Consider the following 18,919-nt stretch of genomic DNA (forward strand, 5'->3'; position numbering starts at 1 on the left):
TTCTGTTATCAGTAGTCACTATCATTGCACTAGTTAAGTAGTACAACGATAAACGCCTAACGTATAGAGGAGTGCAGTCCTCTAACACGTTAGGCGTCATCATAATTTTGTTCAGTTTTAGATGAGCCTAACGCCCTAATCACGTTAATGGGCTCTCTTTATATGTATATTATAAGCTAATCAGGCTTAAAAAGATAGTACAGCAATAAACTTAATTAGTACCTACACTGTTAATCATTTCTCTAGCACGCTCAACAGAAACTGGCTCATTAAATAAGAACACATGATTTTGTCCTTCATGTTCCCAAGATGCTAAGTAAACAGCGTCATCTACCATTCGATAGGTTATCGTCATCCCATTTATAATCTCTGTTTTCTGAGGTACATAATCCTTATAGTCACCTGCGATATTACCTGATACGGTAGATACTCGGTATTTAATATACTGCGGCATATCATCTACACGGTCAAAATATGTTCCTTTTAAAAGCTCATGATAGGCATACACAACTTGTAATACATCGTGATCCACAATAGATACATGTACGGGACGTAATCCCTCTAAACCACTTGGCAACTGCGGTTTAAAGTTCAAATGTTGCTTAGCCTCATATAGGGTATCAAACACCTCTAGAGATTGACCTTTACGAGTGCTTCTATAATCCTCATCAGTTATAGTACAACTACCAAGTCCATTGGGACATGGGAACTCATTTCGATCACCATAAGGCTGATCATAAATAGAATTACCATTAAGACGGAATCTCATCAACTCATCTGCGGACACAACATTGATGGAACCTATAAAAGCTAGCGTAGCTAACATACATACAACCTTTTTCATGATACAATCCCCTGCAAACAAACTATATATAGTAAGTTAATTATATCACCTAAAAAGCTAATATTTTTTATATTCATAAGTATTTTTCGTCCAGGAAAAGATATATATTATGCTTGCAATTCGCAGTTATAAGATTGCAATTATATAGCATGTGCATTACAATAGAAGTAACAGGAGGTGATACTATGGCAAAAACAGCCTCTATCAGTTTGCGTATCGAGCCAGCTGTAAAAGCACAATTAGAAGCACTATATGCTAGCTTTGGCATATCCGTAACTGATGCGATTAATATTTTTCTCCACACATCACTAATGGAAGGCGGATTTCCATTTCAACCTAAACAACCTCGTTATAATGCAGAAACAGAAGCTGCTATTCAAGAAACGAAAGATATATTGGCAGGAAAAGTAAAAGCAAAATCATATGCTAATGTAAAAGAAATGATTGAGGATTTAGGATTGGAGTAATCAGTTATGTTGAGATTAGTGCTTAGCAGTAAGTTCAAAAAGGACCTAAAGCGCTCAAAAAAACGCGGTAAAGATCTCAATAAACTCTATTCAATCATCAATAAATTACAGAATCAAACGCTATTAGATCCTGGTTATAAAGATCATCCATTAACAGGAAACTACGAAGGCTTTAGAGAGTTACATATCGAGCCAGATTGGCTTCTAATTTATGCAATTAAAGATGACATATTAGTATTATCTTTAACTCGCACGGGTAGCCACTCAGATTTATTCTAACTAAGCTTAAGAGGAATGTGAAAGCATTCCTCTTTTCTATTCCCCAAAAAATTTATACCAGTTATTATCATAAATCTATCCTATTTGATAGTATCTATCGCAAATCATTCTACTATTCAAAATTATTGTAAGTGCTATAATGAACTTATAAAAATGAACAGGTGTTCCTATGATAGTAAGTGCATCTTTCGAAACTCATATTTACTAGTTATATTAAGGAGATTATCATGACACATACACAATTAACACAACTCGTACAAGCTTTATTAGATGCACCTACAAGCAATGAAACAGTAAAGGAATTCGCTCAATCTTGGATTAATGCAGAAGGTACACCTAAACAAGAAGAACTCACGAAACAACTCGTATCTGTAGCAGAACAAAATATTGCACTTATCGACGAAACAATTGGCTTTGCTGGCTCTGAACTCGCTACACAAATCCTTGGCGCAGAAAGCGCAGCTAACCTATTACAACACGCTAAAGACATCAAAGCTGAAGGCGCCAAATTCTGTGACTGTGATGCATGCGTAGCTGCTAAAAACATAATTGATTTGAAAGCGGAAATTGAATAATATAAATGAATAGAAAGAGGCTCCTTAAAAGGAGCCTCTTTCTATATGTTAACTTATTTATACCCTTATATAATCACCTTGAGCTTCACCATTTTCATAAATTTTAGCTTTATCGTCTAATCTACTTTGCTCAATAATTAAACTCAATCCGTATTTATATTTAAATTCATTATCCTGGTTTGTCAAATATGCTAGCTTATCCTCATCTTTTATCACATCATCACGGTTCCACCAAGGCTTTATCTTTATAACAACAAAATTTTTCTCATTATTGCCACGTTTATGAATAATAATATCTGGTCTAATACGACTCTCCCCCATACTTTTTTTATCAGCTACATTTCGATTATATTCACAATCTACATGATATTCAGTAACAAACAACTCCAAATAATGACTAAGTTTATGTGAAATAGATAGTTCACTAACATGTTCATCATTCTTCACCGGTTCATCAGCCTCATAATTTATTAAATACTGATCATTATTATGCAACATATCTAATGACTCCCTCAACACCGCTAAGAACTCATCTATCAGCTCCATCATATATTCTCCTAACAATATAATCTCTCCAACAACAATTTAACTTATATTATTTATTATTCTCCCCTTTTATATAAACTCCTCTATCAATACAACTAATTTATTGATACCAACAATTTTATCTTAATCTACTTAAATAAAAAGACCCTTTATTGTGATATGTCCCCCTTTACTGGACAACCAGTAAGGGGGGGACATATCAAAGCATAGGGGCTTTTTTTCTACTCACTCGCTTCCACAAGTGATTTTGTATATGGGTGTACCGCTTCTTTAAGTCGTTTTGATTCGATAGTTTCTACGATTTGCCCATCTTTCATAACGATGATTCGATCTGTTACGGCTTGTAACAGGCCAATATCATGGCTGACGAATACGTAGCCGAAGGGTTGTTCCGAATGGAGTTTTTGTAATAGGTCTAACACTAGTTTTTGATTCACCGCATCAAGGGCTGATGTAGGTTCGTCAAAGAGTACTAGCTTGGGGTTCATCAACATGATCCGTGCCAATACGACACGTTGTAACTGACCACCGCTGACTTCGTGAGGGTATTTATACACCGTATTTTCTGGCAAGTCTACTCGTTGCATCCATTTACGGATATCGTCCTTTGCTGACGCCACATCCATAAGCCCATAGTTGATATATGGCTCTAAGAGAAATGCTTCTAAGTTCATCCTTGGAGGAATAACCGCCAAGGGATTTTGGAACATCATCTGCATAGAGCGATATATTTCTGTATGATTTTGAATGGAATGGATTTCCTCACCAAAGAGTCGCAAGGTGCCAGATGTAGGTTTTTCTAACATAGCAATCAGCCTAAGCAGCGTACTTTTACCGGAACCACTGCCACCAGCAATACCTACGCGTTCATTGGGAGCCACGGAAAAGGATACGTTATCAACGGCGTGGATCGTATGATTGTGGTTCGTATATTGTTTACATATATTCTCGAGTTGAATCATACTACACCACTTTCATTACGGAATCTAACAAAATACGAGTATACTCATCCTTCGGATGGGCCATAACCTCTGTGGTGGATCCCACTTCAACGAGTTGCCCCTTATTCATAACACCGATGCTATTGGCAATGCGCGCCGCCGCCTTGATATTATGGGTTACAATAATCACCGTTGCCCCAAGAGCCTGTGTTACTTCTTTCATAAGGTCCAATACAGAGGCTTGCACGAGCATATCTAAGGCGCTAGTCGGTTCGTCGGCAAATACGATACTCGGCTTCAAGATGAGGCTCAAGGCTATTGCTAACCGTTGTTGCATACCACCGCTCAATTGAAACGGATAGGACTGCAAGATACGCTCTCCGTCAGTTAAGTGAACAAGATTAAGCATATCTATAACACGGCTTACATCATAGCTTTCACCATGAGCACGGAATAAATCTTTGAAGTGATTTTCTACGGTGCGATTTGGATTTAGATAGGCGCTGGGATTTTGAAAGATCATAGAAATCTTCGCGCCCCGCAATTGTCGCCAATCACCATCACTCAATGTAGAAACATCGGTGCCATTTAGCAAAATTTGGCCGCTAATGCTAGCTTGTTTTAACATGCCAAAGGTGGCACGAACTAACGTAGATTTACCAGAGCCGCTTTCACCAACGATGGCAAAGACCTCACCATTTGGCACGGAGAAGGATACATCGCGTACCGCTTGCTCCGCACCATATGAAATTGTAACCTTATCAAATACGATACAATCAGATTTATTCAATAGTAGAATCCTTTGTTAATAAGTAGTAATCGATTGGATGTACCGGTACATTTTTAACTTTTGTAGTAAATACAACTGTTGCACTTGGATACAACAAATAGATATCTGCTACGTCATCAACTAAGATTTGTTGCGCTTGTTTTGCAATATTAGAGCGTTCGTTTTGATCAAATGTTACTGATAATTGGTCGATTAACGCATCTACTTGAGGGTTAGAGTAGCCACCAACGTTTGCTTTCGCACCAGTTTTGTAGAACAAGCTGAGGAACCAGTAAGGATCGTTTGTAGACATAGTAACTACATTGCGTTCTACCAAATCGAAACCATCTGTACCAAGTGTATCTACTTCATCAGGGCTTTGTAATTTCTTAAGAGTTACAGCAATACCTGCTTTTTTCAATTCTTGTTGAATTTCTTCGTATAAGCTTGTGTCTTTACCCCAAATAGCAATAGTAATCGCTAATTCTTTGCCATCTTTTGCATACATGCCGTTTGCATTCTTAGCGTAACCAGCTTGAGTCAAGATTTGGTCAGCTTTTGCTACATCTGTCATCGGTTTATTAGCAATTGCATCATAGCCTAAGTTGGCAGATGGCGGGAATGGTGCCGCCCCTGGTGTAGAGCCATTGCCAATGATTTTAGCCATGGAATCATAATTAATGATATGAGCAATAGCGGAACGCACAGCTTTATCATGTAATGGAGATGCTTCTGTGTGGTTTGCTTTTAACATAAATACACGAACGCCAGCAACGTCTTGAATATTGAAGCCATCTTTGAACAAGCTGCGGTTAGCAGAGTCCACTTTTTGAATTACGTCTACGTCTTTAGATTGCAACGCCATAGCGCGTTTGTTATTGTCTTCGATGTCTTTTACAGTTACAGAATCAAGACCTGGTTTGCCGCCCCAGTAATCTGCGAAGGCTGCGAGTTCAATTGTTTCACCTTTTTTGAAAGAAGTGATTTTATAAGGACCTGTAAGAACCGGTTTAGATGCTACATCTTTAAGATCTGCAGTGTCCATGATAACAAAAGCAGGTTCAGTCAAGCTAGATAACAAAGAACCATTAGGTTCTGTTGTTTTAATAATCAAGTTTTGACCATCTACTGCGATGGATTCAATCTTAACAGCTTTTGCAGAACGAGCACTTTGTTTCATTGTGTACTCGATGGACTCTTTTACCTTTTGAGGCGTCATCGGAGTACCATTGTGGAATTTAACGTTTTCACGGATGTGGAATTTCCATGTTGTAGGGTCTACATTTTCCCAAGAATCTGCCAATTGTGGAGTAAATTTCATATCTGGTGTTACTGTTGCCAATGTTTCACCAGCGCCGATACGAGTCAATGTCCACGCATCCCATTCGTGAGTTGGGTCTAATGTTTCACCAAACCAATACAAACCAACATTCATATGCTTCCCTTGTTTGCCGTCTTTAGCAGTATCATTGCCACAGCCGACCAAGAGAGCTACCATACATAGCATGGACAAACATGCTAACAACCAACGTTTCATAATATCTCCTTTAAAATACATCGCCTCGTCGAGGCTTTCACCATAAAAAATCTATATACAGCACAGTTAACGAGATACATCGAGGGCATCGCGCAACGCATCACCAATATAGTTAAATAAAACAACGGTAATAAAAATGGCAAGCCCCGGGTAAATTAATAGCCACGGTGCCGTTTGTAGAAAATCTCGGGAGCTCAACAAGATAGCGCCCCACTCCGGATCCGGCGGTTGCACACCGATGCCAATGAGCGAGAAACTGGCTACCAAAATGATGGCATCCCCTAGATGTTGAATAATAACAATCACCAACGGTGGCAATACATTCGGCAGAATATAGCGCCACAGAATTCGTAGATTTGAAGCACCTGACATGCGAGCAAAGGTAATATACTCCGCGTGGCGTTCAATCTGTACGAGGCCTCTAGTGATACGGGCATATTCCGCCCATTTCGTAATGCACAAGGAAATGATTACATTCGTAATGCTAGGGCCCATGATACCGATGAAAGCAATGGCGATAACCATATTCGGGAAGCCAAGTACTAAATCGATTAAACGAGATAACCAACGGTCAACGCGAGGTGTAGAGAACCCTGCTAATCCACCAATAGCGATACCGATGGCCCCACTAATGCCAATGATGGTGAAAGCAATCCCTAAAGAAGCTTTACCACCGTACAGAATACGAGACCACACATCACGACCGAGTTGGTCAGTACCTAATAGATGGGTACTACTAATATCTTGTAAGCGGTCCGCGATACTCGTTGTTTCAGGATCAAAGGGTGCTATATAGGGAGCGCATAAGAAAAATACGATCCACAGAGCTGCTAATACCAACATAGCGTATAAAGTATAGGGCTTTTGTCTATTCATAGGAGCCTCCTTTTATGGCGGCTCTTCGCTTCGGATTCAGCCAAACACTCAATACATCAATGATGATATTTATCACGATGAACACCATAGTAATCCAGATGATATAACCTTGCATCAACACATAATCGCGAGCCATAATACCTTGTACCATCATGTAACCAATACCTTTTATGGAGAATACCGTTTCAATAACGGCAGAGCCACCTAGCATAGCGCCCATAGTTACCCCCATCATAGGCAACAACATAAGTCCCACATGAGGGAATATGTAACGGGTGTAGACCATCCATTCTGGCAATCCTAATGCTCGCGCCCCCTGTACAAAGGGCTGTCGCGACACTTCTAAAATAGCATTGCGCAATCGACGAATGTAGAGACCACATATCCATAAAGCAAGGGTTACCGCGGGCAATACATAGGCAGAAAAGCCATTGGTATTCGTTACCGACACTAGCTGTAATTTAACACCGAATAAGTACAGTAATAATAAACCGACCCAGAACCCAGGGATTGCTAATGCTAGGAATGTAACGAGACGAACCCCATGATCAATCCATGAGTCTTGATACTTTGCAGATAACATACCGAGTGGTATGGTCACCACGATTCCCATAACAAGAGCTAAGGATACGAGCCCTAAGGTATTAGGCAAGGCGCCTCCAAGAATGGTCACCACTGGTAAAGCATACAGAATAGACTCACCAAAGTCCCCTTGTACAATTTGACCTAACCAACGTAAGTATTGCTGCCACCAAGGATCATTGAGCCCTAACTGCTCTCGTATCTGCGCAACCACAACTGGATCAGGTGTAGCCCCTACAAGATTAAACTTCATCGACACGGGGTCGATAGGAGATAATTTTATCAATACAAATGTACCGATAGTAACCACCAATAAAATACCTACAATACTCGCTAAACGCTGTAGTATTAATCGATACAACACATCACCTGCCTTCTTTATCACAAAATAGCTATATTTATATTCTATCAATGTAATACTTAGATAGATATACCTATATGGGTATTTAGAATCATTATCATTATGAAAGTTTTGCATAGCAACAAAAACGGCCCCTCATATGAGGAGCCGTTCCATATAAAACCCTTACAGTGTCCATGCGAGTGCTTCACCACAGCTCGCATGCCTATTCCATTAGGCCTGGACTTTTATATTATTTTGTATGTTGTTTTGGGGCTACCGTATTAGCAACGATTGCTTTAGCCATGTCACGAGTTACAGGGCGTTCGAAGTACATCCCATGAGTTTGTCCGTCTTTTGTCCAACCTATGAGATATACCATTTTATTGCCACCTTTGAAAACAACCTTTGTGCCGTTTACTTTTTCATTAGCTGTTACACGAAAATCGTTATAATCGCCGCTGATATCTTCTTTTATTTCATTGGCTATGCGATGGACGATGCGTTTGCCTGTAGCTTGATTACGAGTAGCATCTTCACCAGCTTGGTAAACATAAACCACTTGCAATACATCCTTATCAATAGTACTTACAGATTCAATATTGTAACCTACAGGTAATACCTTAGGCATTTGAGGTGTAATGTTCATATATCTAGCCGCTTCATCTACAGTAGAAAACTCATGAAACGGACTTGGCATACCAACCATTGGCGCTTCTTGTTGAGCTACCACAGATTTAGGTTGATCTGATTTTACATCAAGAGTACCTTGAGCACCAGCAACAGTATAAGAACCTACACATGCACAAGCAACTGCCATCAATACAAATTTCTTCAACATTAATATAATCTCCGCTCTCTTACAAATACATCTCTACAAACACAACAAATGTATTAAGAATATTATAATATAAAAAATACATTTTACAAAATATTCTTTATCAAAACTTATTTTATAATTATATCCTAAATGATAGGGAATTTCAAGTAATTATTTCCTATGTAAAGCGATGAGTTCTATATCAACTTTCACATTAAATCATAGGATGTTTTATTTCTTATGTACCATAAATCCAGCTGCTTGTTGATTTGCCATGATTGTGACATCAGAAATTTGCAAGCGTTTAGGTTGGTTTGTTACGTATAGCACAACGTCCGCCACATCCTCAGGTTGGATTGCATCGATGCCGGCATAAACGGCTTTAGCTTTTTCCGTATCACCGTGAAAGCGCACTTCACTAAATGGAGTCTCTACGATGCCCGGTTGAATGGTTGTGACCTTAATATCTGTAGCAATCGTATCCATCCGAATACCATCGCTTAACATCTTAACGGCCGCCTTTGTAGCGCAGTAAACAGCGCCACCAGGATATGCGTATATACCAGCAGTAGAGCCCATATTCACAATATGGCCTGCGTTTTTATCAATCATATAAGGTAGTACAGCCTTTGTTACATATAAAAGGCCTTTCACATTCGTATCGATCATAGTCACCGCATCATCGACAGCACTATCTTGAAAAGGATCCAAACCTTGCGCAAGACCTGCGTTATTTACGAGGACATCAACACCACCAAACGCTTCAATTGCTGCTGGAACCTTGCTTTCAACATCCTCACGACTACGCACATCAAGTAGTAAAGTCTCAACGCGCACGCCATATTCCTTAGATAAACGAGCCTGTACCTCAGCCAACACCTCAGCGCGACGGCCAGATATCAAAACATTATCGCCATACTTGGCATACACCTCGGCAATACAAAGACCAATACCAGACGTTGCACCAGTAACAAAAACATTACGAGCCATAAGAACCTCCTTATCAATCCGAACTATATCTATAGCCTAATTATACCACTTTAATATGTAATGGACTCTAGGCCGCTACGCATGCCACGCTCTCCCACTCCCCAAAATGACATATTGACGCATTTGAAGGCAAAACGCATAGAAATGAAAAAGGATTACCGTTCTGGAAGCGACTTAGGTCACTATGGAGTCTTTCGGAACGGTAATCCTTTGTAATCAGTTATATAGTTTTATTTCAAATGCGCCAACATATCATTTAACACTTCCATGCAATCCCCCACTATCCCATAGTTAGCGTGTTGGAAGATTTCTGCATTTGGATCGTTATTGATAGCTACAATTGTGTCAGCACCAGAGATACCGCTCACGTGTTGAATAGCACCGGAGATACCGAATGCCAAGTATAATTTAGGGCTTACAGTTTTACCTGTTTGGCCTACTTGGTATGGTAATTCGATCCAGCCCTTTTCTACAAGGGGACGTGTAGCACCTACTACGCCGCCAATAGCTTCAGCCAGTTCGTAGAGCTTATCAAAGTTCTCCTTGGATCCCACGCCGCGACCGCCGGCTACGATGATATCCGCTTCTTGGATGTTGTAACCATCTTTGCTGAACGGAATGAAGTCAAGACGCTTCATGCGAATATCTTCAGATTTAAGATCGAATTGTTCAATTTGAATACGGCCCCAGCTATCTGCAATACGTTCTGGCTTCTTAAATACATTAGGACGGACAGAACCCATTTGCGGACGATGATTTGGAGAGATAATTTCAGCTAAAATATTGCCACCCAAGGCAGGACGCGTCCATTCTACAAGGCTTTCTGTAGTATCTACAGTCAAAATGGTACAGTCAGCTACTACGCCGTTTTGCATGCGACCAGACATACGAGGTGCAAGGTCTCGACCATTGTTCGTAGCGCCAATCAAAAGAATATTAGGCTTATGATCTTCAAAGAAATCTGTCAAAACCTTTGTATAGCCGTCTGTTGTATAGTATTTCAAAAGAGGGCTTTCAAAAACGTGAACAATATCCGCACCATGTGCCACAAGTTCCTCCGCCTCGGATTGAACATTCTCACCAAGAAGCATAACTTGAACGAGTTGCCCCAATTCCTTAGCGATTCGACGAGCTTGACCGATAAGTTCGTATGTAACCGGATGCACTACGTCATCGATGGTATCGGCTACGACAAAGACATCTCTATATTCATCAAAATTTGTCACTCCCATTATCGATCACCTCCTTTGGAACCTTTTTCACCTTTAACGGCCGCTAAAGCCTTAAACTCACTAGAGGATACACTTTCAACAGTGGCAGCTCGCTGCACAGGATCTTTTACATCCACGCCCTCATCGTTGTTATCTACAGGCTCATCCACGGGTTCTTCGCTCGGTACCAACAGATGAGAGAACTTTTCTGGCTTGATATTATAGGCCAATTCAAGAACCTTTTTAGCCCCTTCTTCCACGGATGAAAGCATTTCTACCTTGCCCCGAAGCGGTGGTTGATATACCTTACGAACGCGCGTAGGAGAGCCATTGAGACCAATACGGCTTTCATCAATATTAGGCATATCACGCAATGTAATATGGGAAATTTCATAACGTTTCGCGTAAATAGAGCTCCAAAGCCCTGGTTGACGAGGCTCATTGAGTTCAGCCGTAGCTGTTACCAATAATGGTAATGGAGCCTCAATCACTTCATAACCATTTTCATGCTCTCGTTTCACAATCGCCTTTTGAGCCGCCTGATCTACGGTCAACTCACAAGCATACGTAGCTTGCGCCATGCCTAGTTCCTCCGCAATTTGAGGACCTACTTGCGCCGTATCCCCATCGATAGCCTGCTTGCCGCAGAAAATCATTTGGAACTCGCGATTCATGGTACGTTGAATATGACGAATGGCAGAGGCAATCGTATAGCTTGTAGCCAATGTATCAGCACCGCCGAAAGCACGGTCTGTAATAAGCACCGCATCATCTGCACCGAGGGATAAACACTCGCGAAGTGCCGCCTCAGCTTGAGGAGGCCCCATAGTGACAACGGTTACACGACTACCTTCATATTGGTCTTTTACCGCAAGAGCTGCCTCTAACGCATGCATATCGTAAGGGTTTACAATACTAGGCAGACCTGTGCGGATGAGATTATTCGTTTCCGGATCCAGCTTAATCTCAGATGTATCTGGAACCTGTTTGATACATACTAATAACTCCATACACTCACCCCTGTCTAAATTCTACGCCCTTAGCGTTACGCGGATATTTCCAAGTTTTTACGATTGTTTCGCCACAAAGAACACGGCAGGTGCCGCACTCAAGACACCCAGCGAAATCAAAGGCTAAATCACCATTTTCTTGTAATGTATATAGACCGGCAGGACAGCCGTTTACGAGTTTCATTTTCTCTTCCAAGCTAAAGCCAGCGCCATCCACAATAATATGAGGAGACGTTTCATCTACATAGTATTTATTGGCGCCCAAGCGCTCTTCTAGTTTCATAGGGAACGCACCCCTTTCCAAGCATCACGAATCAAGGTAACTAAACCAACGTCACTTACACTACCCATCAATTTCTTCATCATTGGTACTGCACCATCACCATTTACAGTGAATACATCGCGCATCACATGATTCACAAGAGCTGGATACTCTTTGAATATGCGAGGATTTGATGCGAGGAAGGCAGGCATATTTTTATAAAGCTTCATGTCCTTATATAACCAAGAATTCTTGATTTGACGTTCATACAATTTAGCAACGCGCTCCATGTTTTCATCGCGCAATGCTACGTTAACCGCATCGGCTGCACACATGCCAGATTCGATGGCAAGGTCCATCCCACGAATGGTATACCCCAAGTTCATACACATACGCGCCGCATCACCAACGATAACATACCCATTACCGCCCAATGTAGGCAGAGCTTTAAAGCCGCCTTCTGGCACGAGATGCGCACTATGCTCCTTCAATTGACCATTTTTCAATAATGGTGCAATTCTTGGATGGCTTGTGAAAGCTAGTAGCATTTCATCTACCGATTTATTTGCTTTACCGATATCTTCAAGGCCTACAACCATACCTACGGAAAGGCTGTCTTTATTCGTATAAATAAAGCCACCGCCCAATAAGCCATCGGTCATATCGCCCAAAGTAAGCCACGCCATCCCCTCATCGCCAGATAGCATGAGACGATTTTCAAGATCCTCTTTTTTGAGTTTATATACTTCTTTCACCCCTACAGCCATTGTTTTTGGATCTGTAGGACCTGTAAGACCAGCTTCTTCCAATAATAATGTGTTAGAACCTTCTGCGATGATAACTAGTTTTGCATATACTTCGTCATCGTGACAGCGAACCCCTATTACACGGCGACGTTTTCCTTCACCTTCGGTAATAAGCTCAGTTACCTGTACATTAGACACGAGGAGAGCCCCTTTTTTCTCCGCCTCTTCTGCTAACCATTTATCAAATTTAGCACGCAATACTACGTAGGATTCTTCATTAGGTTCACCATCTTGGTAACTATACTCGATAGTGGTCATTTCATTGCCTGTACCAATAGAAATACGCTCTTTTGTCACCTTTCGTTCCAACGGCGCACGGTCTCTAAAGTCCGGAACAAGACGTTCCAAAGAATGTGTATAAATGCGTCCCCCCATCATGTTTTTAGCGCCTGGTGCGGTACCGCGTTCGATGAGTAAAACTTTTACCCTCTGCTCCGCAAGGCGTAATGCCGCCGCAGAACCTGCTGGCCCTGCGCCAACAACGATAACATCAAATGTTTCATTGCGATCAATTGCCATATACTCAGCTCCTTTAAATGAAAGCTTAGACTTACATAAGTTCATATAGTATATATATTTCTCTATTTAGAACCAAAATACCTTTAAAAATTATCACAGAAAGATGAATATATTCTATATTTTTCAGAAATATATTATAAAAGTCTATACATGTTGTATATATACTCATTATATATTAATACTAATGTATACTTTCTGTTCTAGATGAGTGCAATAAAATTCATCAATTCGTGAATTTTATAAGTAAGTCTAGCTTTCACGGTAAAAGTAGCGTATGATAAAGGTAGCAAAAACCCTATACGGAGCAAGACGCGTATAATACGACCGCATAATGCAAGTCCACGGTCAAGGTTGGGAACTCGTTATTTTTTAATTAAGAGGAGGCCCTATGGACCCGTTAAAAATCTTGAAAGCATTATCAAATCCGCATCGGTTAGATATTATATTGTGGCTAAAACGCCCAGAGAAAGAATTCGGTGTACAAGTACACTCTAACACTCTTATCGATTTCCCTCATAGTGTGAGCGTTAAGAGTATCCAAAAGCGCTGCGGTGTATCGCAATCTTCTATTTCTACATTTATGAGCATCTTAGAGAATGCTGAACTTGTGGAATCGCGCAAAATCGACCAATATACCTATTTTCGTCGCAACGAAGAGGTTATTCACGAATTTGGCGAATGGTACAACAAAGAAGTATCCATACAGTCTGACGAAATTGACAAATTATTAGAAACGGTTATCTTAGAAGACACATCATATCCATCAATTGATGAAAGCTCCATACCTAGCGAGCAACTGGCAGTCGAAATACGTACTAAGGGACCGCAGCATGATGAAGAAAGTAAATAAAAGCCCTTCCCTACTTACCATATCTAGGGAAAAACGAAAAGAGCTATAATATTCAAAATTATAGCTCTTTTTTATGTGATACTATACCACTTATAGTATATATACAACTCATAACGTAAAAAGAGTGCCTTCCCATTTGGGAGGGCACTCTTTACTTTTATACATTTCGTTGTGCTTCGTAAGCTCTGAATAGTTTAGATAATAATTCAGGAGCCAAACGCAATAAATCTGGGTTTTCACAGAAAGACACACGCAATTGTGTTTTACCAGGGTTGTTATCGCCATTTTTACCGCTATAGAAACCATTGAGCGGTGCCATGAGAAGTGTATATTCCTTGCCGTCATCAAGGCTTACTGCACCGTGTTCGGCACACCAAGAAGCAAATTCTACACCATCAAAGCCAGGTTTTGCAACCTTTCTCACGTCGATTACAAAGTAAATAGACGCTTCAGGGCGAGACACGATAAAGTCCGGTTCTGCCTCTTTAAAACCTTTGTGGAGTTCAAAGATCATTTGACGATAGTAGTCGCGTTGTTGCTCATACCAGTTGTGCAATTGCGCATAGGACTCATGTTTCAAAGCACCAAAAATATATTGGCCCAATGTATTAGCGCTGAGGTTTGCCGTATATTCCGCAACAGATTTTTCATAACATAATTTATTATCCGTAATGATAGCTCCAATGCGAAGTCCACAAGCATTCCAAACCTTACTTGCCGTTTCAAGACTGATACGACGGCCTTCAATGCCAGGCACATCTTTATCGGTTAAGGCCCAAATGCTAGATGTTTCTTTCCCTTTTTCATAAGCTAATTCACGGTACGCTTCGTCAGAGATGATCCATAAATTATGTTTAACGCACAATTTAGTATATTCAATAAGCGTTTCTTTGCTAAATAATTGACCTGTAGGATTATCATAAGGAATGATAAGCAACGCCCCAGGTTTTGTCTCGATAATACGTTGTTCGACAGTCTCTACAGAGGGCAATTCGAACTCACCATTTTCATTGAGCTCCCGTTCTACAGTAACCGTTTTACGACCAATGCGAAGACCTACTGCATCATAGTTTGTATAAGAAGGATTGAACATCAAAAGAGGACGTTCTTCTTCGCCAGCACCACCACATACGCCGAGCATGATGATTTCCATCGCCATGGATGCACCGTCTGTTACAAGTACATCAAGCCCTGTTGTATCAAAGCCTTGGCTGCGCAAAATGTGGAGAAACGCTTCTCGACACTCATCAGTGCCCGTAGTTGGTACATATGGCACAATCCCATTATGGAACGGGCTATTAACACCGCCCAAATCAAACAACCTACGCTGCATGGCGGGATGCATAGGACGCATTACATTGCCAATAGAACCATTCACCAAGATAGGCGGGTTCTTACGTTCCAAGAATTTAATTTGTCCTAGGCGAATGCCAGACGGCTTCCGAGCCATCATATACGGCGATAATTCTGGTTGTTTCATTTCGATCCAACTCCTCTAAAAATCAACCTTCTCCATTGGAAGGTTTTGATAACTGTGAAAGTAACAAAACACTTACTATACAAGCAAATATACAAGTACATCACAAAACATAAACTATGAATACCTATAGATAGATACATAATATTATAGAGCTTTTACTATAGAAAATCTATAGTTTTATAATATATACTTATTTACCTATGCTTAATTTATTGGTTATTGAAAATAACTCTCATGGTACTTAGTGCGGTCTCAATATACCATCAAAAACTATAATAAAAATGAAAGAGCCCCACGAGAGGCTCTTTCACCATGATATAGATTACTTTTTGAAGCTATACAAATAACTACGACGTAATTGTCAATTATTAGTATAACTTTATAATCGAACCATTGCAGTAGTTATATCTATTAGATAGTCACTTCTACACCTAGACGGAAGTTGCGACCTTGACCTGGCCACCAGTCACCAGGGTTGCCCCAACGAACGTTAGATTGTTCCGCATAGTATGTATCAAAGATATTATTAACACGACCAAATACAGTAACATTTTCACGTACGCGATAGTTCGCACTAATATCAGCAAGCCAATACGTTGTGCGAGGGAAAATATTATCAGCAGGGCCTGGACGGTCGATGACACCACGAATATCTAAATGGGCATCCCATTTCGCATTGTTGTAATCGAGACCTGCATTAACAGCATGTTTAGGCACATAACCATCACGATTAGCTTTGCGTGTAGGTGTTGCATCGATATGAGTATATGTATAGCCAAGTCGTGCAGACAAATGATTGTTGATTTGTTTGCGCACTTCTGCATTCACGCCACGGGCTTTTTCTGTATCAAAATTGCGATATTGACCTGTGAATGTTGCAGGATCCGTCATAACCCAACCGATCTTATCCTTTGTACTACGGCTAAAGAAGCTGAGATTACCATTCCAAGTTTTACCGAATTTATGGTGTACACCTAAATCAAATTCATGACCTGTTTCAGGTTTCAAGTTGCGGTTACCGTTATAGCCATCGAACAATTGGTATGGTGTAGGTGCCAAGAAGTACTCTTTATACGCAGCATACACATTTGTCTTCTCATTTACATCATAGCCGAGGCTGATGGATGGAGATGTATGAGTACCGAAAGAAGAATGGTGGTCAACGCGGATACCAGGCGTTACAGTCCACTTAGGAGCAAATTTCCATTCATCTTGAATAAAGTAAGATGCGTTCGTAAGCTTCACGCCGCCCATGTTAACCACTTTATCTTGACGCCAGTCAAAGCCGACTACTACAATATGGTCTTTTGCTTTATACGTAACTTGATCACCAATACCACGAGTCTTCACATCCGTTAAGTACCCATCATATGTTGTTTTATAATGATTGTTCATCAAGTATAATTGATGGCTCCAACGATTGCTGATTTTATTGTTCCAAATCGCGCGTAAGGAGTCATTTGCTTCATTACCATAACGAATGTGATTAAGGGCACCCAAATGGTCGGAGTACATTACATCACCACGATATGTGTCGTAAGCTATTTTTACATCGTTCTTATCATTGATTGTATTGCCCACCATGAAGGATGCAGTATGGCTGTTGCCATGTTGAGGAATGCGCACGCCATGACCATCTTTGTAGGACCCAATGATATCTTTTTGTACGCCTACACGCCAGTACCAATCTTTTTTGCTACCTTCGTTTGTAATAGCGTATTGCTCTAAATCATTACTGCCACCCATTACGCGAAGTTTAGTTTGTACACCTTGCTCAGGTTTTGCAGTGATTACGTTTACTACACCACCGATGGCACCGGAACCATACAATGTAGAGCCTGCACCACGTTGAACTTCAATGCGATCAATGCTAGACATATCTTTCAAAATAGTCATCGGCGGGTTTACACCAGCTGCGCCCATATTAATGCCGTCTACCAAGTATAATACTTGGTCGGAACCATTGATGCGGAACGCATTGGAGTTCGTGTAACCTACGCCACCACCGTACGTATTAATATCTACGCCCGGTACGATGTTCAAGGCTTCGTTCATATTCGTAGCATGGCGCTCACGAATATCATCACCTGTTACTACGCCTACACTAGCTGGCACTTCTGAAAGCTGTTGTTCACTACGAGTTGCGGTAACAACAATGGTATGCGATTCTTTCGCATCCCCACCCTCAACAGCTAATACATTTGGTGCACTCAAAGTGCTACCAAATACGAGGGCTAACCCTACGTACATAGATAATCGTTGCATTCTTGATACTTTCATAAAAACCTCCACTCACATTAACCTACATACCATATATATATTGTGCCATAGAAACCATTGCCCGTGTCATAAATTGAGAATAACTCATGACCTGCGAGGAATCTACAAGGAACACACGACGATTAGCAATGGCCTTAACACCTTGCAAAGCAGGGTCAGAATAGAGCTGTTCTGCCGTTGCCGGCGTAGTACCATCCGAAGTATAGGCCACCGACGGGATGATAATAATGTCCGGATTTGCTTTAATTAAATCCTCTCTCGTTCCATTATCAAAAGGTCCTAAGCCTAATTGAGCAGCTGCATTGGTAACCTTCAGATATTTAGTCATATCATCAAAGGTTGACCCCTTGCCGCCGGTTAAACCAAATTGCGTATAAAATGCCACTACAGGGCGTTCACCGGTATGTTTATTTGCTAGTTCTTCTATAGTTTTCAGATCTGCATCCATACTAGCAATCATCTTTTCATCCGATGCATGTAAAAGACCTGCAATTTCATGAATAACAGCCTTTGCTTCTTCTACCGTAGTAGGCGTCTTATAGACGTAAACAGGAATTTGCATATTTCGCATTTCCCCAATCGCATCTGGAGACATCCAGTTTGGAACTAACACTAGATCAGGTTGTACAGAGAGCATGGATTCAGCAGTTGCTTTCACATGTTTCTCAACCTTGGCAGACTCATCAGGCACATTATTAGGCACCGTGCCAACAGCTGCCACTCGGCTCGGATCAACCAAAGATAACACAATATCCTCTGTGCTCGCAGCGATGGGAACGATGCGCTTCGGCTCGTTAGGCACCGTAACGGTTACACCTGCGCCATCCGTAACTTGATGTGTGGTGCCCGTAGTCCCTGTTTGCGTAGGACCACAGCCGACCACCAGAAGTACCATCATTAATATGGTACATATAATAGATATTCTTTGTTTCATA

General features: G+C 40.9%; 20 protein-coding genes. 4 read left to right on the forward strand and 16 right to left on the reverse strand.

What is annotated here, in order from left to right:
- Positions 1-211: 211 nt before the first annotated feature.
- Positions 212-844 carry a hypothetical protein gene (locus KH286_RS04595; RefSeq protein ID WP_215676168.1) on the reverse strand — a complete coding sequence of 211 codons (633 nt, stop codon included), beginning with the start codon at positions 842-844 and terminating at the stop codon, positions 212-214.
- A gap of 185 nt (positions 845-1,029) precedes the next feature.
- Here KH286_RS04595 and KH286_RS04600 point away from each other — a divergent pair, with 185 nt between their 5' ends.
- The 3 genes from KH286_RS04600 to KH286_RS04610 all read left to right on the forward strand — a co-directional run bounded on the left by KH286_RS04600 (position 1,030) and on the right by KH286_RS04610 (position 2,165).
- Positions 1,030-1,311, forward strand: a complete 282-nt coding sequence (locus KH286_RS04600; RefSeq protein ID WP_004697933.1) for a type II toxin-antitoxin system RelB/DinJ family antitoxin — start codon at positions 1,030-1,032, stop codon at positions 1,309-1,311.
- A gap of 6 nt (positions 1,312-1,317) precedes the next feature.
- Positions 1,318-1,590, forward strand: a complete 273-nt coding sequence (locus tag KH286_RS04605) for a type II toxin-antitoxin system YafQ family toxin (protein ID WP_008603303.1) — start codon at positions 1,318-1,320, stop codon at positions 1,588-1,590.
- Between the two features lie 227 nt (positions 1,591-1,817).
- Positions 1,818-2,165: a hypothetical protein gene (locus tag KH286_RS04610; protein WP_278617693.1), complete on the forward strand. Its 348-nt coding sequence runs from the start codon at positions 1,818-1,820 to the stop codon at positions 2,163-2,165.
- A gap of 57 nt (positions 2,166-2,222) precedes the next feature.
- Here KH286_RS04610 and KH286_RS04615 read toward each other — a convergent pair whose 3' ends face one another.
- The 12 genes from KH286_RS04615 to KH286_RS04670 all read right to left on the reverse strand — a co-directional run bounded on the left by KH286_RS04615 (position 2,223) and on the right by KH286_RS04670 (position 13,374).
- Positions 2,223-2,714 (reverse strand): hypothetical protein, encoded by a 492-nt coding sequence (locus KH286_RS04615; protein WP_232192017.1) that lies wholly within the window; start codon positions 2,712-2,714, stop codon positions 2,223-2,225.
- Positions 2,715-2,932: 218 nt separating this feature from the next.
- Complete coding sequence (locus tag KH286_RS04620) at positions 2,933-3,673, reverse strand: ABC transporter ATP-binding protein (RefSeq protein WP_278617694.1); 741 nt, start codon at positions 3,671-3,673, stop codon at positions 2,933-2,935.
- 1 nt (position 3,674) lies between these two features.
- Complete coding sequence (locus KH286_RS04625) at positions 3,675-4,442, reverse strand: ABC transporter ATP-binding protein (protein WP_195213565.1); 768 nt, start codon at positions 4,440-4,442, stop codon at positions 3,675-3,677.
- Positions 4,435-5,958 (reverse strand): ABC transporter substrate-binding protein, encoded by a 1,524-nt coding sequence (locus tag KH286_RS04630; RefSeq protein WP_195213566.1) that lies wholly within the window; start codon positions 5,956-5,958, stop codon positions 4,435-4,437. The genes KH286_RS04625 and KH286_RS04630 overlap by 8 nt, the downstream gene beginning before the upstream one ends.
- A 66-nt stretch (positions 5,959-6,024) precedes the next feature.
- A complete protein-coding gene (locus KH286_RS04635) occupies positions 6,025-6,834 on the reverse strand; it encodes an ABC transporter permease (RefSeq protein ID WP_008603309.1) in 810 nt (269 codons plus the stop codon).
- Positions 6,827-7,777: an ABC transporter permease gene (locus tag KH286_RS04640; protein WP_316584336.1), complete on the reverse strand. Its 951-nt coding sequence runs from the start codon at positions 7,775-7,777 to the stop codon at positions 6,827-6,829. The genes KH286_RS04635 and KH286_RS04640 overlap by 8 nt, the downstream gene beginning before the upstream one ends.
- Before the next feature lie 232 nt (positions 7,778-8,009).
- Positions 8,010-8,597, reverse strand: coding sequence for a hypothetical protein (locus KH286_RS04645; protein ID WP_195213569.1), 588 nt, complete (start codon positions 8,595-8,597; stop codon positions 8,010-8,012).
- A gap of 210 nt (positions 8,598-8,807) precedes the next feature.
- Positions 8,808-9,566 (reverse strand): SDR family NAD(P)-dependent oxidoreductase, encoded by a 759-nt coding sequence (locus KH286_RS04650; RefSeq protein WP_195213570.1) that lies wholly within the window; start codon positions 9,564-9,566, stop codon positions 8,808-8,810.
- Positions 9,567-9,796: 230 nt separating this feature from the next.
- The gene (locus tag KH286_RS04655; RefSeq protein ID WP_195213571.1) at positions 9,797-10,798 is read right to left on the reverse strand and encodes an electron transfer flavoprotein subunit alpha/FixB family protein; all 1,002 of its coding nucleotides are present in this window, start codon (positions 10,796-10,798) and stop codon (positions 9,797-9,799) included.
- A complete protein-coding gene (locus tag KH286_RS04660) occupies positions 10,798-11,787 on the reverse strand; it encodes an electron transfer flavoprotein subunit beta/FixA family protein (RefSeq protein WP_278617696.1) in 990 nt (329 codons plus the stop codon). Before KH286_RS04660 ends, KH286_RS04655 begins: the two co-directional genes overlap by 1 nt.
- Positions 11,788-11,791: 4 nt before the next feature.
- On the reverse strand, positions 11,792-12,070 hold the full coding sequence (locus KH286_RS04665) for a ferredoxin family protein (RefSeq protein ID WP_004694335.1): 279 nt from the start codon (positions 12,068-12,070) through the stop codon (positions 11,792-11,794).
- Positions 12,067-13,374 (reverse strand): FAD-dependent oxidoreductase, encoded by a 1,308-nt coding sequence (locus KH286_RS04670; protein ID WP_118091139.1) that lies wholly within the window; start codon positions 13,372-13,374, stop codon positions 12,067-12,069. Before KH286_RS04670 ends, KH286_RS04665 begins: the two co-directional genes overlap by 4 nt.
- Positions 13,375-13,762: 388 nt before the next feature.
- Here KH286_RS04670 and KH286_RS04675 point away from each other — a divergent pair, with 388 nt between their 5' ends.
- Positions 13,763-14,224 (forward strand): ArsR/SmtB family transcription factor, encoded by a 462-nt coding sequence (locus KH286_RS04675; RefSeq protein WP_118091140.1) that lies wholly within the window; start codon positions 13,763-13,765, stop codon positions 14,222-14,224.
- 157 nt (positions 14,225-14,381) lie between these two features.
- On the opposite strand, the gene KH286_RS04680 is transcribed toward KH286_RS04675, so the two are convergent.
- From KH286_RS04680 to KH286_RS04690, 3 genes are all read right to left on the reverse strand, one after another.
- On the reverse strand, positions 14,382-15,704 hold the full coding sequence (locus KH286_RS04680; RefSeq protein ID WP_119562512.1) for a pyridoxal phosphate-dependent aminotransferase: 1,323 nt from the start codon (positions 15,702-15,704) through the stop codon (positions 14,382-14,384).
- A 411-nt stretch (positions 15,705-16,115) separates the two neighbouring features.
- Positions 16,116-17,984 (reverse strand): TonB-dependent receptor plug domain-containing protein, encoded by a 1,869-nt coding sequence (locus KH286_RS04685; RefSeq protein WP_278617697.1) that lies wholly within the window; start codon positions 17,982-17,984, stop codon positions 16,116-16,118.
- 22 nt (positions 17,985-18,006) lie between these two features.
- Entirely contained in the window at positions 18,007-18,918 is a 912-nt protein-coding gene (locus KH286_RS04690; RefSeq protein ID WP_278617698.1) for an ABC transporter substrate-binding protein, read from the reverse strand.
- Position 18,919: the final 1 nt, after the last annotated feature.

The sequence above is a fragment of the Veillonella parvula genome (genome assembly GCF_018378075.1).
Lineage (GTDB): Bacteria > Bacillota > Negativicutes > Veillonellales > Veillonellaceae > Veillonella > Veillonella parvula_K.

Coding starts and splice junctions, on each gene's coding strand:
- KH286_RS04595 (WP_215676168.1), bottom strand. CDS start 844: ATGAAAAAGGTTGTATGTATGTTAGCTACGCTAGCTTTTATAGGTTCC.
- KH286_RS04655 (WP_195213571.1), bottom strand. CDS start 10,798: ATGGGAGTGACAAATTTTGATGAATATAGAGATGTCTTTGTCGTAGCC.
- KH286_RS04675 (WP_118091140.1), top strand. CDS start 13,763: ATGGACCCGTTAAAAATCTTGAAAGCATTATCAAATCCGCATCGGTTA.
- KH286_RS04600 (WP_004697933.1), top strand. CDS start 1,030: ATGGCAAAAACAGCCTCTATCAGTTTGCGTATCGAGCCAGCTGTAAAA.
- KH286_RS04680 (WP_119562512.1), bottom strand. CDS start 15,704: ATGAAACAACCAGAATTATCGCCGTATATGATGGCTCGGAAGCCGTCT.
- KH286_RS04630 (WP_195213566.1), bottom strand. CDS start 5,958: ATGAAACGTTGGTTGTTAGCATGTTTGTCCATGCTATGTATGGTAGCT.
- KH286_RS04615 (WP_232192017.1), bottom strand. CDS start 2,714: ATGATGGAGCTGATAGATGAGTTCTTAGCGGTGTTGAGGGAGTCATTA.
- KH286_RS04610 (WP_278617693.1), top strand. CDS start 1,818: ATGACACATACACAATTAACACAACTCGTACAAGCTTTATTAGATGCA.
- KH286_RS04690 (WP_278617698.1), bottom strand. CDS start 18,918: ATGAAACAAAGAATATCTATTATATGTACCATATTAATGATGGTACTT.
- KH286_RS04685 (WP_278617697.1), bottom strand. CDS start 17,984: ATGAAAGTATCAAGAATGCAACGATTATCTATGTACGTAGGGTTAGCC.
- KH286_RS04635 (WP_008603309.1), bottom strand. CDS start 6,834: ATGAATAGACAAAAGCCCTATACTTTATACGCTATGTTGGTATTAGCA.
- KH286_RS04620 (WP_278617694.1), bottom strand. CDS start 3,673: ATGATTCAACTCGAGAATATATGTAAACAATATACGAACCACAATCAT.
- KH286_RS04605 (WP_008603303.1), top strand. CDS start 1,318: ATGTTGAGATTAGTGCTTAGCAGTAAGTTCAAAAAGGACCTAAAGCGC.
- KH286_RS04650 (WP_195213570.1), bottom strand. CDS start 9,566: ATGGCTCGTAATGTTTTTGTTACTGGTGCAACGTCTGGTATTGGTCTT.
- KH286_RS04670 (WP_118091139.1), bottom strand. CDS start 13,374: ATGGCAATTGATCGCAATGAAACATTTGATGTTATCGTTGTTGGCGCA.
- KH286_RS04665 (WP_004694335.1), bottom strand. CDS start 12,070: ATGAAACTAGAAGAGCGCTTGGGCGCCAATAAATACTATGTAGATGAA.
- KH286_RS04645 (WP_195213569.1), bottom strand. CDS start 8,597: ATGTTGAAGAAATTTGTATTGATGGCAGTTGCTTGTGCATGTGTAGGT.
- KH286_RS04660 (WP_278617696.1), bottom strand. CDS start 11,787: ATGGAGTTATTAGTATGTATCAAACAGGTTCCAGATACATCTGAGATT.